Consider the following 18,963-nt stretch of genomic DNA (forward strand, 5'->3'; position numbering starts at 1 on the left):
TTATTGTATAATGAATAAGATGAGTAAATTGACAGAAGAGGTGACTGACATGCTAATAGAACGAAAAATTAATCCCGATTTGATTTGGGTTGACACCATGCACTTAACAGAAGCTGAAAAGAACACATTATTAACGGATTATGACTTGCCTCTTGAAAGCTTAGACTATGTAACGGATATCTACGAGCAAAGTAATTACATTGTTGATAAGGACACAGATATCCAGCTAATGATCTTGCATATTCCAAGTAAATTATCCGGTCAGAATAAGTATTTGACTCGGCCGATTAGTTTTCTAGTGAAGGAGAGATATGTTTTTACTTTTTATGAGGGAGAACCTTTTGTTGAAACAGATGGTCTGGATAGACTTTTAGATGAGGGGAAAATAGTGACACCTCTGGATTTTTTATTAGAAGGAATGAACTATTATTTGGCAGGTTTTTTCCCGGTGTTGAGAGAAGTCACAAAAGAGCGACACAAACTAGATGATTTACTAACACAGCGATTAACCAACAAAGATTTGGTACAATTGGCTTCTTTACAACAGACGTTAACGTTCTTTTTAAGTGCAACGGAAACTAATTTAGAAGCGTTATTATCTTTAGAACAATCCAAATTTGGTAAGCAATTTTCAGAGGATGAGAGGGAACGATTGAGTGACGTTATCATTGAGGCACAACAGTTATCCCATATGACAGATTTAGAAGTCAAAATCGTGAACAAAATTTCTCAAATTTTTGATAGTATTATGAATAACAATCTAAATGACACTATGCGTTTTTTGACGGTGTGGTCTTTGGCGCTAGCCATACCAACCCTTATCACAGGTTTTTTTGGAATGAACATTAATTTACCTGTAGTTGATCATAAGTATGGGTGGATATACTTAATTATTTTATCTGTTATTTTAATTGTTTGGATGTTTGTTGCTTTAAAGAGACGTCGGAAAATGTAAAAAAAAGCCATTCTTTTCATAAAGGAATGGCTTCTTCTTTATTTAATAAAATTTAAATCAACAATGCGAGTGCCGTGTACTTCTTTTGCTTTTAAGAACGACGCCACTGAATCTAAATTTTCGTAAGATACACCGCCACCAGGTAACAGGGTGATACGGTTATTTGCATAGGAAATCAAATCGTTGATGTATTCTAAATGATGCTCAATCGGTGTGTGTGTTGGACCACCATGAGTAAGAATGCGTTCGACACCATGATCAGATAACCAGTCGATGGCTCTAAATTGATCGTCACGAGACATCATATCAAAAGCCATATGGAAAGTCACTTGTAGACCTTGGGCAGCTTCTAGTAAAATAAGCATGGCTTCTTCGTCAATCCAATCACTTTCATTTAAACAGCCGATGACAATCCCATCAGCACCTAGTTGCTTGGCTTCATAAATGTCTGTTTCCATCATTTTTACTTCTGTATCATTGTAGATGAAGTTACCACCACGAGGGCGAATAATCGTCATCACGGGTACTTGCTTTTCATTACAATAAGCTAAGGTTTCAACCATAACCCCTTTACTCACTGTTGTCCCACCCACTGTTAGGTTATCACATAGTTCAATTCTATTAGCACCAGCAGCAATTGCTTTGGGTATTTGGGTAAAGTTTTCAGCACAAAATTCTTTGATAATCACGAGGTATCCTCCATTTAAACCATTTTTTTATTTTAGTATAGCACAAAGCACAGACAGAACGAGAGTATTTATGATATGATAATTTTAATATTTTGTATTGAGGAGCTTCAATAAGATGAAAAAAAAGAAGATAGACTATGCGAAGCAATTTTTAAAAGAAGAAGGATCGATGTTTCGTTGCCCAACGTGTTTAAGTGGTTTTAAAGGCTTAGATGAGACCTCGTTATTGTGTCCTAAGGGTCATAGATATAATATATCGAAAAAAGGAACCATCCATTTTCCGGATCATCCAATGACCACAGACTACGATCTAGCCATGTTGACTCATCGACGTCAGATGATTATGAATGGGTTGTATCACCCGGTGTTAGAGGCTATGATTGACCTGTTACCTGAACTGGGAGAAGACAGTGTGATGATAGATTTAGGCTGTGGAGAAGGTAGTTTTTTGAAACAATTAACGGATATAGGTCACTTACCGGGTAAGAAAATGGGCTTTGACTTATCAAAAGATGGGGTACAGTTAGCCAGTGATTACAGTGACATGGCCTTTTGGTTTTTAGGAGATGTTACAAGTGTGCCTGTGTTAGATGAGCGTGTCGATGTTTTATTTAATATTTTTTCACCCGTACAATACAGCGAAGTGAAGCGTTTATTAAAACAAGACGGTATGATTGTTAAAGTTATCCCCAACGAACACTACTTAAAGGAATTACGAGAGTTGTTCTACCGCGATAATGTGGACAAACAACATTATTCTAATGAAAAAGTCTATGAAAAATTTAAAAAAGAATTAGTACTTGTGGAAGAGAGAGATATCACGTACCGCTACCCAATCTCGCGAGAAAATTATGAGCATGTTTTAAAAATGTCCCCTGTTCACTGGGGCGCAAGTGAAGAGTCACGGGAATACGCTGCCTCCCATTATTTTGATGCTTTAACCATTGATGTGAAAATTCTAATCGGAAAGACCTCCGGAGACTAGAAAATCTGGTTGCTCTTTTCACAGTTAGATGCTACAATGAATAAAAGTCATTTTCAACGGTTTTTATCAGATTCCTGTTCTGATAAAAGTTGGTGAGGTGACGCTCATCAACGTAACGACTCGCAGTGAATTGACACCGAGGCGGTACGTTTTTTTTTATGCCAAAAAATAACCTATTTAAAGACAGAAAGAAGTTAATTATAATGAATCATATTGTTTTATACGAACCACAAATTCCTGCCAATACGGGAAATATTGCCCGTACCTGTGCAGCAACGAATACACCCTTACATTTAATCGAACCCTTAGGCTTTTCAACGGATGATAAACAACTAAAAAGAGCAGGGTTAGATTATTGGCATGATGTCAATATTACTTATCACGCAGATTTAGACTCATTTTTAGAAACAGTTGAAGGGAAACAACTTCACCTGATTACTAAATTTGCGAGACAAACGTACAGCGACGTTAATTTTGCTGATGGTGAAGACCACTACTTCATGTTTGGGAAAGAAACCACTGGCTTACCAGAAGAATTGATGAGAGAACGAGAAGAAAGTTGTCTTAGAATACCTATGAATGATGAGCATGTCCGCTCGTTAAACCTATCAAATACAGCCGCTTTAATTATTTATGAAGCGTTAAGACAACAAGATTTTGTGGGCTTAGAAAAGAGTCACATTTACGACAACGATAAATTAAGCTAGAAGGGTTGGTAATCATGAAACTATACTTTACAAGACATGGTAAAACAGAATGGAACAATGATATGAGATTGCAAGGAATGAATGGGGACTCTCCATTACTTCCTCAAAGTTTTAAAGAAATTGAAGCATTGGGAAAACATTTATCAGAGATTGCTTTTGAAAGAGTGTATGTTAGTCCCATGAAACGTACGAGATTAACGGCAGAAGGTATAGTAAAAGAATTGGTTCATCAACCAGAGATTGAATACAAAGACGCGTTAAAAGAGTTAGGGTTAGGAGAATTAGAAGGGCAAAAAATCATGTGGACACGAGAAAAGTACCCAGAAGAGATGCATGCTTTGAGATTTGAACCTGACAAATATGATCCAAGTCCATTTGGTGGGGAAACCTATGAAGAAATGCTTGAACGGAGCATGTCAGTTGTGACCCAAGCTGTGTCAGAAAATACAGAAGGGCCATTACTCTTTGTTAGTCACGGTGCTACATTAACAGGTTGTATTCAACGACTAGCGGGTGCACCTTTGGCTGAAATCAGAGCTCAAGGTGGTCTGGACAATAATAGTTTAAGTATTATTGATGTGACAGATGGTATTTATACCTTAGAACGATGGAATGATGTTAGTTTTTTAGATAAATAACCAAGAGTTGGAGGTGAGGAAATGTTACCAGATGACACAACACCAGAGTTGTACATGGTTGGTCAGATAGAAACCATTTTTTTTGAGAGTGCTACCAATTTTTACAAGGTGATGCTCATCAATATAACAGAGACAAACACTGATTTTCCAGACACACAAATTGTGGTGACGGGAACATTCGGACAAATCAGGGAAGAAGAAAGTTACCGGTTTGTTGGTAATATTATCCAGCATCCCAAGTACGGGGAACAATTTCAAGTTACCCATTATCAACAAGATAAACCTTCATCAAGTTCAGGACTGATTCATTATTTGTCTAGTGATCAATTTCCAGGTATTGGGCCAAAAACAGCTAAAGGAATTATTGATGAGCTTGGTTTAGAGGCTATTGATTTGATCATAGAGGACGCGACGATTCTAGAAAGAGTCCCTGGTTTAAATGCTAAGAAGCGCCAAACCTTAGTGGATACATTAAAGAAAAACTATGGGATGGAACAAGTGGTTATTCGTCTTAATGAGATGGGATTTGGTAACCAACTAGCTTTTAGTATCTATCAGTTCTATAAGGAAAAAACATTAGAAATTATTGAAGAAAACCCTTATCAATTGGTAGAGGATATCGACGGGGTAGGCTTTAAAAAAGCGGATAATTTAGCAGAGAAAATTGGGATTGAAGCCGACTCGCCACGACGAATTAGGGCAGCTATTATACATGAATTATTTCAGGATTGTTTGGCGTCAGGTAATACTTACATGGAGGCCAAGCAACTTCTTGGGGTGACTTTAACGACATTAGAAAGTAGTCGTGCAGTAGAGATAAACCCTGAAGCCATTGCAGATGAGATAATTAGACTTGGTGAAGAAGAGGTTATCGTTCAAGAGGGAACACGTCTTTATGAAAAGTCTCTGTATTTTTCGGAAATAGGCATGACGACCTCGATTCGACATATGCTAAAACGCAAGAAGAAGATTGTCTACAAAGAAAAAGACATCGATGCGACTATTGCCATGGTGGAGAAACAGTCCGGGATGACCTATGGAGAATCTCAGAGATTGGCTTTAAAAGAGGCCATTCGTTCGCCTTTCTTTATTTTAACGGGAGGTCCAGGTACGGGTAAAACCACTGTGATTAATGGGATTGTTAATCTATTTGCTGAATTAAATGGCTTATCTCTTGATATAACTGATTATACACAAGAGGTATTTCCCATTCTCTTAGCCGCACCAACAGGTCGTGCAGCGAAACGGATGAATGACATGACTGGTTTACCAGCAAGTACGATTCACCGTTTATTGGGTCTAACAGGCCAAGAAAAAGATCCGTTGATGGATGGTAAGGAGCTTGAAGGTGGCTTATTGATTGTGGATGAAATGTCCATGGTGGATACATGGCTAGCTAATACGTTATTAAAAGCGATACCTACTAACATGCAAGTGATTTTTGTGGGGGATAAAGACCAACTACCATCTGTTGGTCCAGGGCAAGTACTAACGGATTTATTAGGCGTCCCAGATATTCCCAAAAGAGAACTTGTGGATATTTATAGACAAGAGGATGGTTCTACTATCATTTCTTTGGCTCATGAGATGAAAGAAGGCCGATTACCTGCAGATTTTATGAAAAATCAAAAAGATCGTTCTTTTATCCCGTGTCGTGTGGATCAAATTGAGTCTGTCGTCGGTCAAGTGGTTGAACGGGCAAAAGTGAAGAAATTTGAAGCCCAAGATATTCAAGTCTTGGCACCTATGTACCGAGGCAAAGCAGGGATTGACCAACTGAATATCATGATGCAAGGTATTTTGAATAATAATGATTCAGGTAAGCGTAAAGAAGTAACGTGGATGGATAAGACTTATCGCATCGGTGATAAAGTCTTGCACCTCGTTAATAGTCCTGAATCTAATGTATTTAATGGAGACATTGGTGTCATTACAGGGATTACTTATGGTAAGGAAACCGAAGATAAGATAGATGAAATGACCTTGTTATTTGATGACATTGAAGTGGTTTATAAGAGGAACGAATGGCATAAATTTACACTAGCTTATGCCTGTTCCATTCATAAGTCTCAAGGAAGTGAATTTAGCATGGTTATTTTACCTCTAGTCAAGCAATACGGACGTATGCTTCAACGAAAATTAGTTTACACGGCTGTGACAAGGAGTAAAGATTTTCTTATTTTAGTAGGTGAAGTTGAAGCATTTCAGCAAGCCATTGAAAGTGAAACACTGCCACGTCAAACCACGTTAAAGTTACGTCTAACCAATGGCGATGGCCAGTTGTTAAGCTACGAGAAAGAACTTGAGAATGAAGTGAAACAAAGGGTAGAAGAAACACGGCAAGAAATGACAGTAGAAACAAAGCCCCAAGAAGAACCTGTACAGGAATTATCTTTGTTCCAACAAGATGAGGTTGAGGAAAACAGTGGAACGTTTATACTGACACCAGAGATGATTAGGCGTGGAATGGTAGACCCGATGATTGGTATGACAGGTTGCTCGCCTTATGAGTATAATTAAAAAAGACACGACTAGTTTTACTAGTCGTGTTTTTTTAAATCCACATAAGTCGTTCTTTTAATTCGAATTGCAAGTGATAACTGCGTTGTCCCAAGGCTTCTCCATCTACTTGTCCATGTTCTGGCGCTATAGAGGAGATGTTGAGGGATTTACCTTTAAAGTGATGAACGTGTTTGGAGCCGAGATGTTTTTTGTTAAGCAATTGCATAGCTAAAAAAATAATTTTAAAGAGGTTAATCTTTTCCACAATGACAAGGCTGAATTCATCGTCCAACAAGCTTGCTGTAGGGTCTAGGGCAATTCCCCCTCCAAAATAAGGATGGTTTGTCGTAGTACAAAGATAAGCTTTGTCAAAAGAGATGGTTTCTTTATTATCTAAAGTAAAGGCAATAGGAAAACTTTTCTGTTGAAACAAGACTTTGATTGCAGCAAAGAGATAGGAAAGGGAACCAAGTCCATATTGATTAAGTCGTTTTTTAGCTGCCGATTGATTCGCGGTTGAAACAATAAAAGCATCTAAGCCAATGCCCACATTATTAAGAACAGATAAAGTTTTATTATCTTCATCCATTGCTTGTAAGAGATTAATGGATTTGGGTATATCTAGCTGGATGATATTATCAATCGCTTGCTTTGTATTCAAAGGAATACCAGCTCCCCGAGCAAAGTCGTTACCAGAGCCCCCTGGGATATAAGCAATGGGAATATTAGGATAATCTTGAATGGCATTTAAGACTTGATGGAGTGTTCCATCCCCTCCAATAACTGTTAATAGAGGAAAAGTGTCAGCTTGATGCTCCCAATCAGTTAGAGCTTCTTTAACAAGAGTCTTAACTAATTCTTTCTCGTGCCCAGCATAGTGCGTTTCATATATATGAAAAGGGACGTTTTGTTGTGTTAAATAATTCTTGGTCGTCGTGAGAGTTTTGTGACCATTGCCAGATCCTGAAAAGGGGTTGGCGATAATATGTAAGTTCATTGTTCCCATGAAAGTGCTCCTTTTATTCTTCATATTAAACATAATACCAAAAATCCCGAACTTTTGCTTAGAGAGAGGAATAAAAAAGAAAAAGAGGCCTTTTTTGATTAGGCGGAGTAGAAATAAAGAGGGAAAATAAAGGACATTAATGTTAACCCTCTTTTTTTGAAGGATTCATTTATTAGTACAAATAATATAATATGTGTAATTTAACATGTAACCAGAACTATTAATGCTACTACAATAACGTTTTAATGCTTTTTAATGGCTTTTTTATGAGTAAAATTATATTTTAATGAGAAATAAAAATGAGCAGATGTTTAAAATAACAATCTTAATTGAACGATTTTTCAAGTTAAACAGCCAATATTGTTTTTTATTTTGGAAAAACGTCTTATTTTTATTGGGTTTGTATCAAAAACTACTGATTAAATAAATCACATTCTTTTGTTTATATAACGTATATAAAAAGGCGTTTTCTGAAAATTTTTCATATCTTACATAAGCTATTGTAATAAATGACAGGGTCTTTTTTTCACAATTTTGGTATAAATAAATAGTCAGAAAAAAGGACTAATTTTAAAAATGAACATGACAAAAAAAGGAGGGGTTTTGGTGCTTTGTAAACAAAATAAGAGAAGTCAAGTCGTATTTATCATTGTGACGCTCGTAATGATAATGAGTAGTTTAATGATTGAGTTGCCGATGGCGTTTGCAGCAAATTATCAAGACCCTTTCAGATATGTGAATGACAGTAATAGGAAAGGAATTTATCCTGAAAATAACACCACTCTTTATCAAGGAAATAACCGGTCTGAAGCGATTAGAAATTATAAGTACGAGACAGAACCAGGGAGAATTCCTTACTGGGAAAGAGGATTTGATGGGGGATATCATCAATATCAAGTAGAACAAGGTGATGTTTATACGAAGAAAATAGTCAAGCCAACAGATGATCCCACGGTGTTTGATGTTCAGTTAGATGTGTTAGGTGGTTATAAAAAGTCAGAAGAAAAGAAACAAGTAGACATTGTCTTTGTCGTAGATAAATCAACTAGTATGAAAGAATGGATTTACGACCAGTACGGTAGAGGTAAGACTAGGTGGAGAGCGTTAACTGAGTCGGTACAACGCTTTACTAACAATATTTCTAGCAGTCCTTATATCGATGCCCAATATGGCTTAGTTGGTTTTGGCTCCCTTGGAGAGACGCCTATCACAGATGTTGCTAAATTTAGCAGTGGACGGGCACCAACCATGTTTACTTCTGATGTAAATCAGTTGAATCAACACGAAATATTAAGTGGAGGGTATCTTAATAACTCAGGGACACCGACTGTTTTAGGCGTGTCCGAAGGGTTTAGTTTACTGAATGACAGGAACAAAGGGTCAAGACCAACGGCTGAAAAAGTCCTCATTATTTTAACGGATGGTGAACCAACGTTTAGTTATTATAGGATAGCTAATTATCTATCGAATGACTATTACAGTCAGTACCGCTATAGGTATTATAATTACTATGATTCAGGTGATTATCGATACAGTTCATTGTATGGAGATGGTACGAACCGATACGATGCGAGTAAATTAAGTCAAATGACCATTGATGCGACGAATCAGTATTACAAGATGAACACAGGTATAGCTAAGTATAGTATTGGATTAGGGCTCAATCGTCATTCTAATAAAAATATTGATAATGTATTAAATAGCCTTGGTCCTAATGGTAGCTTTACAACCATGGATACTGAAGGGATGGACAGCATTCTAAAAAATATCGAAAATGATATCAACCATAATGATTTTTTAAAAGAGATGACTTTAACGGATCCAATGAGCACGTATGTGACCATGAGACCTGACACGCTTAAGAGATCTAAAATAGAGGTGACAGCGAATACTAATCCTAAAATAACACCCTCTGAACGGTTGGCACAAAGTGATTATACGAATCAATTAGTGATTGATAGTAATGAATCTGGTATGACATTGTCTCATCTGACATTAGATGGTAATGTATCGGAACGATGGTTTAACGGACTTAGGTTGACCTATCAAGTGCAGTTGAAAGAGGCGTATCAGGATGGTAAGTTATACCCAGCGAATGGCGGGACCTATGTCACCAGTCCTAAAGCCTTAGACTTCGGCTTTGCAGTTCCTTCTGTATCAGCCAAACGGCCATTGCTTACTTTAACTTTTAGTAAACAAAGCAAGGATGATGGTGCCTTATTAGCTGGTGCGGCATTTAGGTTATCTAAAGAAAATAGATATGGCGGTTATGACGAAATAAAGCAGGTCACGAGTGATAACGATGGACAACTTACCTTTGATCAATTGTCCGAAGGGCTGTACGTTCTAGATGAGGTGACAGCACCTAAAGGGTATGTGAAAATGACAGAACCTATTTATTTTGAAGTGGAAAAAAGTACTGAAGGGTTTAAGCTTGAGGCAAGAGGCTTACCTAAGAATAATGTCATCTACAACGATGAAAAGACCACGGATCTGTTATTACAAAAAGTAGCAGACGATAATAAGACCCTTTTGCAGGGGGCGGAATTTACGCTATACCGTACAACAAATAATAAGCGAGACAAAGTAGGGAACGTCACCAGTACTGATAATGGGTTCATTCATTTTACTCATTTGCGTCAAGGGACGTATGAACTAGAAGAAACGAAAGCACCAAGAGGTTACGATAAATTGAAAAAACCTTTAACCTTTACGATTAAATATGAAGAAAGCACTAATAATTTAGTGACGTATGGGTTGCCACGAGATTTTAAAATTAAGAATCAATCCACCCGGTATGCTGTAAGAGTATTAAAAACAGATTTAGATAATAAGGGATTGGGCAAGGCGTCTTTTGATTTGTTCAAGGAACAAGGCAATCAATCTGAAGAGTTAACGACAGATAGCCAAGGTTGGTTACTGTTTGAGAATTTAACTAGAGGACGGTACCGTCTAATAGAAACGAAAGCACCAGAAGGATATGACGGTATCAAAGACCCGATTTATTTTGAAGTAGATATAGACGGAAAAGTGAGTTTACTAGATACCTCGAATGACCGTATCACAGTACACGCTAAAGAAGACCAGTTTTATATTCAAGTGAAAAATGAAGAGACAAAACGGGGCATGTTACCTTCCACAGGCGGTGATGGTTACACTAAATATCTTATTGTAGCAGGAACCATGTTTGTGATAGGGCTACTTTTAGCAGGCTACTACTTGTACCAAAAGAGAAAGGGGCGATGGTAGTATGTTTAAAAGAATTAATAAAGCCTTAGTTATGATTGTGTTTGTCTTATTATTTCCAGTACAGAGTATGGCTGATGGGAACCATCCAAACGAGGTTTTGGTGACAATCCGCCATGAACTCAAGGGATCAGAACCCAGTCGTTTCACCTTGTATCAGCTAACAGATAAACAATACGATGAGTTAGTGAACGAGGCCTTTGTTTTGAGCTTTGAAGAGGCTAGACGAGTGGTGATTGAAGAAGATTTACCTGTGTATGGCACCTATGATATGACAGGGGGAGAAGTGAACTTATCCCTAGACAGGTATGGGATTGATGGTAAGGAGAGCGTTAACTATCTCATGTTACAGGATCAATCGGAGCTCACTGAAAACAAACAAGAATACGTGGTATTACCCATACTAATATCAGCCTCTCTCTTGTCAGAAACAGACCCAATAATAGAAACAAAAGCCGTGTCTAAAGAAGGCTATGTTTATTTTTATAAATTCGGACGAGACCTTCAAGATAGAGAGAAGCGAAGCTTGTCTGGGGCGGTCTTTGTTTTCTATCGTTACAATCAGCAAAAAGAAAAAGAGTACTTGGTGACAACAGAGCCAGTAATGTTTCGAAAAGCTTTGCCAACAAAAGACAAGGTATTAGAAATTACTTCTGATGAAGAAGGGCTCGTAAAACTATCAACCCAAAACATTGAACCAGGGACTTACTATTTTGAAGAGATTAAAGCACCAACGGGATACCGAATAACAGAAGAATCGAAAAAAATTGAGGTCATCATCTCTAGCAGAGACAACGGGCGAATGATTACACCGATTAGAGTTAAAAATGAGCCGTTATACGAAGTGCTAGCAGGTCAGCTACCTAGTAGTGTGACAGAAGAAAAGCGTCCGCGTATTTGGAATAAAGAAATACCTCATTCTAAAGTAGATGGCGACAAACATAAAAAGCCACCGAAAACAAATGAGCCAAACCAACATGGCGAATCTAATACGCCAATAAAACAAACAGGGAACCATAGAACAGGTTATTTACCACAGACAGGAGAAGCTATTGTCGCTATTTCAGGATTGGGCTTTGTCTTGATGGGGATCGCTGTTGTTCTATTAAGAAAGGGAGAAAAAAATGACTAAGAAATTAGGAGTACTTGTATCATTTATCGTTTTATTATTACCAATGTTAGCAGGAGTATCAGTTACAGCAAATGCGGCAGCAACGGAAGAGCCAACAGCTAAGACTGTGACTGTTAATTTGCACAAGCGTGTGTTTGAAGAAGGACAAATGCCAGAAGTAATGGCCAATACAGGGGAAGAGATGACATTTGAAGGAACAGCCTTAAAAGATGTTACCTTTAAAGCCTATGATGTGACAGCGCAATACAACAGCTTAGTTAAAGCAACAGATTCTAAAGAAGCCATCAACACGATTGTAAAAGACACAGAAAATGCGACAACTGAGACCGATTATGTTCCTGCTTACGCAACGCAAATTGGAGATAAAAAAGTAACAGATGAAGAAGGTCTAGCACCGTTTACTAATCTGCCGATTAAAAAGGACGGAACGTTTGCGACTTATTTATTTGTTGAAACAGACTCACCAACTAATATTGGCCAAAAAGCAACACCGATTGTTTTAACCATGCCTATCTACAAAGGTGAAACAGATGAATTGAATACAAACATTCATATCTATCCAAAAAATGAGCGTCAAACAATGTTAAAGAAAGACTTAACAGACGACGCTAAAAAAGCATTAAAAGCAACGGTTAATGGCACAGAGATTTACAATGCAGAAATTGGGAAACCCTTTGGCTACACTATCTCTGCTTTATTACCATGGAACTTAGCAGATAAATCACATTTTGATATTGTGGATACACCAGATGCTGGTATGGCTGTAGATACAACGACGATTAAAGTAGCAGGGTTAAAACAAGACACAGATTATCAAGTAGAAAAAGAAGCAACAGGTCGTGGTTATAAATTAGTATTAAACATGGCTTCTGAAGCAGTGAAAGAATTAGCAGGTCATCGTATGACTATTACTTATGACGCGGCGTTAACAAAAGATGCAGTCATTGATACAGGGATCAACAATGAAGCTAAAGTTGAAACAGGAACAACAACGACACCTAATGAACAAGTGGACCCTCCAGTACAAGGACCAGAGATTTTTACAGGTGGTAAGTCATTTGTGAAAAAAGATGAAAAAAGTGGTAAAGCCTTACAAGGTGCAGCATTTAAATTAGCGAAAGTAACAAAAGAAACAGGAACGATTATTGCTTATGCTACTTTAGATAATGGTAACTATTCATGGTCAGACAGCGACAAAACAGGAACTATTTTTACATCAAATGATAAAGGTGAATTTGCAGTTACAGGTTTAGAGTATTCTGATAAATTAAGTTCAGAAGAATCTTATGCGATGGTGGAAGTAAAAGCACCGAAAAATTATGTGAAGTTAACCAAACCGTTTATGTTTGACGTTGTAAAAGATGAAAAAGAGGCAGTTAAAAAAGTGGATGAGATTACTAATATCTTAAAAGGTATTTTACCATCAACAGGTGGTAATGGTATTTATCTCTTCTTAGCGGTGGGTACAATTCTTATGGCAGGTGCTTTAGTATGGTACCGTCGGACAAAAGTAGAAGCTGAAATTTAGATAACAAAAGACGAGTAACGGAGAGAGTAGGAACCGATGCTACTCGTCTTTTTTTAGAAAAGGGGAGAAGAAGATGAGAGAACAACAGACAGCTATGTGGTTAAAAGTAGTGATAACACTTATGTTTGTCACAGGTGCTTTGATTTTCTTATACCCTTTTGTGTCTAATGTTATCAATCAACAAGTCGACCAATACCGTATTACTAAGTATCAGGAAATGACAGATAAGGAAAAGAAAGAACAACTGGTTCGTAAGGCTGCTTTAGAAAAAGAAGCAGAAAAGCGACATCAATTAGGGTTGGATTTAACAGACGATTTATTTGATGAGGTACCATCTAGTCATACTGTGAGTCAAAAAGAGATGAAAGAGCATTTAATCGGAGCTATCAGTATCCCTAAAATTGATGTTTCTTTACCTATATTTGATGTGACAACCTCCGACTATTTACAGGTAGGTGCCACGTTATTACCTGGGGCTTCTTATCCGACGGGAGGTAAAAGCACACACTCTGTTATCACCGGTCACACCGGCCTAGCAGAAAAAAAACTCTTTACGGATGTAAGGGACTTAAAAAAAGGGGATCATTTCTATGTGACCGTGTTGGACGAGCCATTAGCTTATGAAGTGGATCAAATTAAAACCGTCTTACCTGATCATTTGGATGATTTAAATGTGGTACAAGATAAAGATTATATGACCCTTGTAACGTGTACTCCTTATATGGTTAATACTCATAGATTGTTAGTGAGAGGTCATCGTATTCCTTTAGATAAAGAAAAAATATCTGTTGAAACAAAGAAAGTAAAAGAGCACCAACGCCGATTGTTAGGAGGATATTTACTTCTTATACTAGGTTTAGTTAGTTTGTTACTCGCAGTGATTTACCGACAAGTGACACTTTACTTAGGGCTTAAAAGGAAGCATCATGTGGCTTTTCGAGTATTACGTAAAGGGAGACCTGTGCAAGGAATCGCTTTTCAGTTAGTAAATCCTAAGACAAAAAAAGCAGTGAAAAGGAACAGAAAACCAATAGTTGCACAGAGTAACCGCAAGGGAATCGTTACGTTTAATAATGTCACAGGTTATCATTATGAGATTATGCCAGTGAAGGACTCTTCCTTAGCTCGTTTACGTCTCACAACAGGATTACCATTAGTACGCAAATTTAATCTTAAGATAAGAGTGTTAGGGAAATCTGATAAATGGTCAATAGAAAAAATAAAGGGAGGAAACCATCGTGTCAAAAAAAATAAGTCGTAAAATTGTGTTACTTGTCTTATTGGCAATTGGAGCCATGATTTTTCTATACCCTTTTTACATCAATAGTTTGAACTATTTTATTGACCAACAACGGATGAAACAACATGAAGTACTAAGTGCCAAAGAACAAAAAGCAAAGAAAACAGAGCTGGAGACTCGTAATAACCAGATTAAAGTGGATGGATTAATTATTGAGCATGATCCATTTGACGCTAATCAAGGGGTGAAAGAGTCAGTTGAGTTAAAGGAGCATTTGATTGGCTCCATAACCATACCAAGTATTGATGCCAAAGTTCCTATTTATGATACGGTCACGAACCAAGTCTTAGAAAATGGCGCTGGCGTGTTGCCTGGGACTTCTTTACCAGTAGGAGGGGAAGGCACTCATTCTGTATTATCTGCTCACAGAGGCTTAGCCGAACGTATTCTATTTAGAAATTTGGACAAGGTTACAAGGGGAGATTATTTTTTACTAGATGTTTTAGGAGATACTTTGGCCTATGAAGTCATCGGGATTGAAACAGTATCCCCAGAAGATACCGAGGTTATTGCTCTGGATAAGAACAAGGATTTGGTGTCACTCCTAACATGTACGCCTTATATGGTAAATAGTCACCGGCTGATTGTAACAGGGAAACGTGTCCCTTTAACGAAAGAAATGACACAGGTAGCAAAGACAAGCGAGAAAACACTAAAGCTCAAAGAGTGGGGTGTTTTTTTAGGGACAGGTATGTTACTTCTGCTAGTGGGTTACCTTTTCTTTCGATGGGTGAGGCAGTGGCTACTAGCAAAACGTCAATATGATTTGGTTTTTTATGTTAAAGATAGTAGAAAAAAACCGTTAGAGCATCAAGTATTCGTTTTGTATTCAAAATACGGAAAAAAACCTCTTAAACGTCAAGGGAAAATTTTAGTGGGAGAAAGTCGTTCCAATGGAAAGGTAGTCTTCAAAGGGTTACCAGGTGGGGAGTATCGATTAGGATTACACAAGAAAAAAAACATACTTGCCAAAGTGGGTGTCACTCAATTAAAGGCTAAGAAACTGACTGTATTGAAAGAATTCTTGCCAAAAGTAAGGTTTAAAGAAGGGCAGGGGAAGGTCACATTAACCTTACCTCGTCGCTATCAACAAAAATAAATAACATGTATGTGACGCGTCACATCTTCTGCCAAAAAGAGGATGTGACGCTTTTTTAGTCAAAATAGTGTCTTTTTAGAATAATATATGTTATTTTGGTAGTGTATTTTTATAAAGTTGATGATTATTATTGAAAGCGTTTTTACATATAATTAATAGAAACTAATTATACGTAGAAAGAAGGAAGAAAAAATGAAGAACATTACTGAATTAGTGGGTGTAGAATACCCAATTTTCCAAGGAGCCATGGCTAAAATTTCCACACATGAATTAGCAGGAGCCGTATCAGAAGCAGGTGGATTAGGAATCATTGCTTCAGGTGGTATGACTGTGGACGAACTACGTTCAGAAATCAAAGCGGTTAAAGCAATGACTAATAAACCATTTGCTGTTAATTTAATGTTAATGATGCCTAATTGTGGTGATTTGATGGATGTTGTGATTGAAGAGGGCGTTAAGATTGTTACCACTGGGGCAGGTAGTCCCAAAGCCTTTATGCCTAAATTAAAAGAAGCTGGGATTATTGTTATCCCTGTTGTTCCAACTGTTGAGATTGCTAAAAAGATGGAAGCCATTGGAGCAGATGCTATTGTTGCTGAGGGAACGGAAGCTGGTGGGCATATTGGTGAGATTTCAACTTTCCCACTGGTTGCTGCGGTAACCAAAGCGGTTAACATTCCAGTGATTGCTGCGGGGGGTATTTCTGACGCCCGTGGAATGATGGCAGCTTTTGCGTTAGGCGCAAAAGGGATTCAAATGGGGACAGCTTTTCTTGCAAGTGAAGAATGCCCAATTGCAGAAGCTTACAAAGAACGTATTTTGAGCTCTAATGAGACGTCAACCGTTGTCACAGGTCGTAAATTCAGAGCCCCTGTTCGTACCATTCGTAACCAAATGACCGATGTGTATTTGAAAATGGAAGAGCAAGATATGGAGCGAGATGAGCTTGAAAAATTAACGATTGGCTCCCTTCGTAAAGCAGTAATTGAAGGAGACGTTGATAACGGATCAATGATGGCTGGACAAATTATTGGTAATATTCATGAAATCAAATCAGTCAAACAAATGTGTGATGAGATTATTGATGAAGTGAAAAACACAAAATTAGTTATTTTATAAGCCATAAAGGACGCTTACTTCGAACTAAGAGATAAGCGTCTTTTCTTTGTTAACAGGGAAAAACATGTTAGATTGGAAGGGTATTTTTATAAGAAAGAACCTTCCTGTGATGACGATAAGTGAGAGTATCAAAAGATAAGAAGGAGTAACATCATGAAAAACATAACAGAATTAGTAGGCATTGAGTACCCAATTTTCCAAGGGGCTATGGCTAAAATATCAACGCACCAACTGGTTATCGCAGTATCAGAAGCTGGAGGTCTAGGAACGATTGCTTCCGGAGGCATGACGACTAAAAAATTAAGAGAAGAAATCAGAGCAGTTAAAGCAGGGACAAATAAGCCTTTTGCTGTAAATATTGTTCTTTTGATGGATAATTGTGATGAATTAGTCGACGTTGTGATTGAGGAAGACGTTAGCATCGTTACAACGAGTGCTGGAAGTCCAAAACGATTTATGTCTAAATTAAAAGACGCTGGGATCATTGTTATACCAGTAGTCCCTAATGTTGCGATTGCTAAAAAAATGCAAGACTTAGGGGCAGATGCAGTCATTACTGAGGGAACAGAAGCAGGTGGGCATATTGGTGAAGTCTCAACGTTGCCTTTAGTATCAAGTGCTGTAAGAGCTCTAGATATTCCAGTCATTGCGGCAGGAGGCATTTCTGATGCCCGTTCCATTACTGCAGTTTTCGCTTTAGGCGCAAAAGGGGCACAAATGGGCACGGCCTATTTAGTCACAGAAGAATGCCCTATTTCTATGGCATATAAAGAAAAAGTTATGGCTTCTGCTGAAACAGATACTGTCGTAACGGGGCGCAAATTTGGTGCACCAGTCAGAGCCATTAGTAATGAGATGACCGATATTTATCGAAAAATGGAAGACGGGGACGTGGACCGTCAAGAATTAGAAAAATTAACATTGGGTTCTTTAGATAGAGCTGTTATTGAAGGGGATATCACAACAGGATCTGTCATGGCAGGTCAAATTGCAGGTAACCTAGATAAAATCCAAACGGTTCAAACGTTTCATGACACGGTGATTAAAGAATTGAAAGAGTTAGAAATTACTGTATTGAACTAAATAAAAAAATCACTACAGGCTGATAAAGCTGTAGTGATTTTTTTTGTTATAGCATTGGTTTTCGATTAGCAAAGCAGGTTAGAATAGCACCCTTTATATAACGTTCAATACTAGTATATGACTCTTTGACTGGACGACATAAGACGACATCAAACGGAATGGGATCCGCAAAAGGAAGCATTTTTGTCTGGTCATCTGTATACCACTTAATAGAGGTTGGTAGGAGTGCAATGGCATTGGATTCCGTTGTTACTTCGATTAAAAAATCCCACGAAGAGGAGGTAAATGCCATATCTGTTGAATTTTGCTCTTTTTTCAGTTGGTTTTTAATCAGGTCATAACTTAAAAAGGAGTCGTTGAAAGAAGCGACAGGATAAGATTCAATGTCATCCCATTCCAAGGAGTCATGTTCATGTTGGATTAAAGGGTGCTCGATGTTTAAAAAAGCACCAAATTGGTCTTGGATTAAGGGGTAAGATTCAAACTTATCTTTACTTAAAAAAGTAGGTTCTATTAATACGGCTAAATCAAGTTCACCTTTAACTAAATATTGTAGGAGTTCTTTTGAGCCACCTTCGACAATTTCAATTTTGACATCTGTATTTTTAACAATAAACTTTGTGAAAAAACTAGTGAAATATAACCTTAAAATTAAAGAGGGAATGCCGATACGTACTTCCCCTTTTTTCTTCATAGAAGCCCGTCGGATCATTTCATTCATGTCTGAGTGGAGTTTGGTAATTTGCAAAGCATAGTGATAAAAATCTTTTCCACAAGGGGTCAACTCGGATAAACGGCCCTTTTCTCTATAAAAGAGCTCAACGCCTTCTTCTTTTTCAAAGTTAGAAATCATTTGGCTTAAGGCAGATTGTGAAATATTAATTTTTTTTGAAGCGAGAGTCAAGCTACCCCCAGATTCTACCACAGTGATAAAATAATCTAATTGATAAATATCCATATGTCTATCATCCTTT

Annotated in this window: 15 protein-coding genes; 12 read left to right on the top strand and 3 right to left on the bottom strand. The window is 37.6% G+C overall.

Going from position 1 to position 18,963, the window contains the following annotated elements:
• Nucleotides 1-49: 49 nt before the first annotated feature.
• Nucleotides 50-955: a magnesium transporter CorA family protein gene (locus ACVWM0_RS01390; protein ID WP_476472868.1), complete on the top strand. Its 906-nt coding sequence runs from the start codon at nt 50-52 to the stop codon at nt 953-955.
• 38 nt (nt 956-993) lie between these two features.
• Here the strand turns inward: ACVWM0_RS01390 and ACVWM0_RS01395 are convergent, their stop codons facing one another.
• Nucleotides 994-1,641, bottom strand: coding sequence for a copper homeostasis protein CutC (locus ACVWM0_RS01395; RefSeq protein ID WP_476473633.1), 648 nt, complete (start codon nt 1,639-1,641; stop codon nt 994-996).
• A 118-nt stretch (nt 1,642-1,759) separates the two neighbouring features.
• Between ACVWM0_RS01395 and ACVWM0_RS01400 the strand changes: the two genes are divergently transcribed.
• The 4 genes from ACVWM0_RS01400 to recD2 all read left to right on the top strand — a co-directional run bounded on the left by ACVWM0_RS01400 (nt 1,760) and on the right by recD2 (nt 6,494).
• The gene (locus tag ACVWM0_RS01400) at nt 1,760-2,629 is read left to right on the top strand and encodes a methyltransferase domain-containing protein (protein ID WP_476472869.1); all 870 of its coding nucleotides are present in this window, start codon (nt 1,760-1,762) and stop codon (nt 2,627-2,629) included.
• Nucleotides 2,630-2,832: 203 nt separating this feature from the next.
• Entirely contained in the window at nt 2,833-3,336 is a 504-nt protein-coding gene (gene trmL / locus ACVWM0_RS01405) for a tRNA (uridine(34)/cytosine(34)/5-carboxymethylaminomethyluridine(34)-2'-O)-methyltransferase TrmL (protein ID WP_476472870.1), read from the top strand.
• Nucleotides 3,337-3,350: 14 nt separating this feature from the next.
• Complete coding sequence (locus ACVWM0_RS01410; RefSeq protein ID WP_476472871.1) at nt 3,351-3,974, top strand: histidine phosphatase family protein; 624 nt, start codon at nt 3,351-3,353, stop codon at nt 3,972-3,974.
• Between the two features lie 21 nt (nt 3,975-3,995).
• Nucleotides 3,996-6,494 carry an SF1B family DNA helicase RecD2 gene (gene recD2, locus ACVWM0_RS01415; RefSeq protein WP_476472872.1) on the top strand — a complete coding sequence of 833 codons (2,499 nt, stop codon included), beginning with the start codon at nt 3,996-3,998 and terminating at the stop codon, nt 6,492-6,494.
• A 34-nt stretch (nt 6,495-6,528) separates the two neighbouring features.
• Here the strand turns inward: recD2 and ACVWM0_RS01420 are convergent, their stop codons facing one another.
• Complete coding sequence (locus ACVWM0_RS01420; protein WP_476472873.1) at nt 6,529-7,482, bottom strand: diacylglycerol/lipid kinase family protein; 954 nt, start codon at nt 7,480-7,482, stop codon at nt 6,529-6,531.
• Nucleotides 7,483-8,088: 606 nt separating this feature from the next.
• Between ACVWM0_RS01420 and ACVWM0_RS01425 the strand changes: the two genes are divergently transcribed.
• The 7 genes from ACVWM0_RS01425 to ACVWM0_RS01455 all read left to right on the top strand — a co-directional run bounded on the left by ACVWM0_RS01425 (nt 8,089) and on the right by ACVWM0_RS01455 (nt 17,989).
• Nucleotides 8,089-10,731, top strand: a complete 2,643-nt coding sequence (locus ACVWM0_RS01425) for a vWA domain-containing protein (RefSeq protein ID WP_476472874.1) — start codon at nt 8,089-8,091, stop codon at nt 10,729-10,731.
• Nucleotide 10,732: 1 nt separating this feature from the next.
• A complete protein-coding gene (locus tag ACVWM0_RS01430; protein ID WP_476472875.1) occupies nt 10,733-11,860 on the top strand; it encodes a SpaA isopeptide-forming pilin-related protein in 1,128 nt (375 codons plus the stop codon).
• Nucleotides 11,853-13,388 (top strand): SpaH/EbpB family LPXTG-anchored major pilin, encoded by a 1,536-nt coding sequence (locus ACVWM0_RS01435; protein ID WP_476472876.1) that lies wholly within the window; start codon nt 11,853-11,855, stop codon nt 13,386-13,388. The genes ACVWM0_RS01430 and ACVWM0_RS01435 overlap by 8 nt, the downstream gene beginning before the upstream one ends.
• A 73-nt stretch (nt 13,389-13,461) precedes the next feature.
• On the top strand, nt 13,462-14,649 hold the full coding sequence (locus tag ACVWM0_RS01440) for a class C sortase (RefSeq protein WP_476472877.1): 1,188 nt from the start codon (nt 13,462-13,464) through the stop codon (nt 14,647-14,649).
• Entirely contained in the window at nt 14,627-15,787 is a 1,161-nt protein-coding gene (locus tag ACVWM0_RS01445; RefSeq protein WP_476472878.1) for a class C sortase, read from the top strand. The genes ACVWM0_RS01440 and ACVWM0_RS01445 overlap by 23 nt, the downstream gene beginning before the upstream one ends.
• A gap of 192 nt (nt 15,788-15,979) precedes the next feature.
• Nucleotides 15,980-16,906 (top strand): NAD(P)H-dependent flavin oxidoreductase, encoded by a 927-nt coding sequence (locus ACVWM0_RS01450; protein ID WP_476472879.1) that lies wholly within the window; start codon nt 15,980-15,982, stop codon nt 16,904-16,906.
• 153 nt (nt 16,907-17,059) lie between these two features.
• Nucleotides 17,060-17,989 carry a nitronate monooxygenase gene (locus ACVWM0_RS01455; RefSeq protein ID WP_476472880.1) on the top strand — a complete coding sequence of 310 codons (930 nt, stop codon included), beginning with the start codon at nt 17,060-17,062 and terminating at the stop codon, nt 17,987-17,989.
• Nucleotides 17,990-18,035: 46 nt separating this feature from the next.
• On the opposite strand, the gene ACVWM0_RS01460 is transcribed toward ACVWM0_RS01455, so the two are convergent.
• Complete coding sequence (locus ACVWM0_RS01460) at nt 18,036-18,947, bottom strand: LysR family transcriptional regulator (protein WP_476472881.1); 912 nt, start codon at nt 18,945-18,947, stop codon at nt 18,036-18,038.
• Nucleotides 18,948-18,963 lie beyond the last annotated feature (16 nt).

It is taken from the genome of Vagococcus sp. 211, assembly GCF_056322705.1.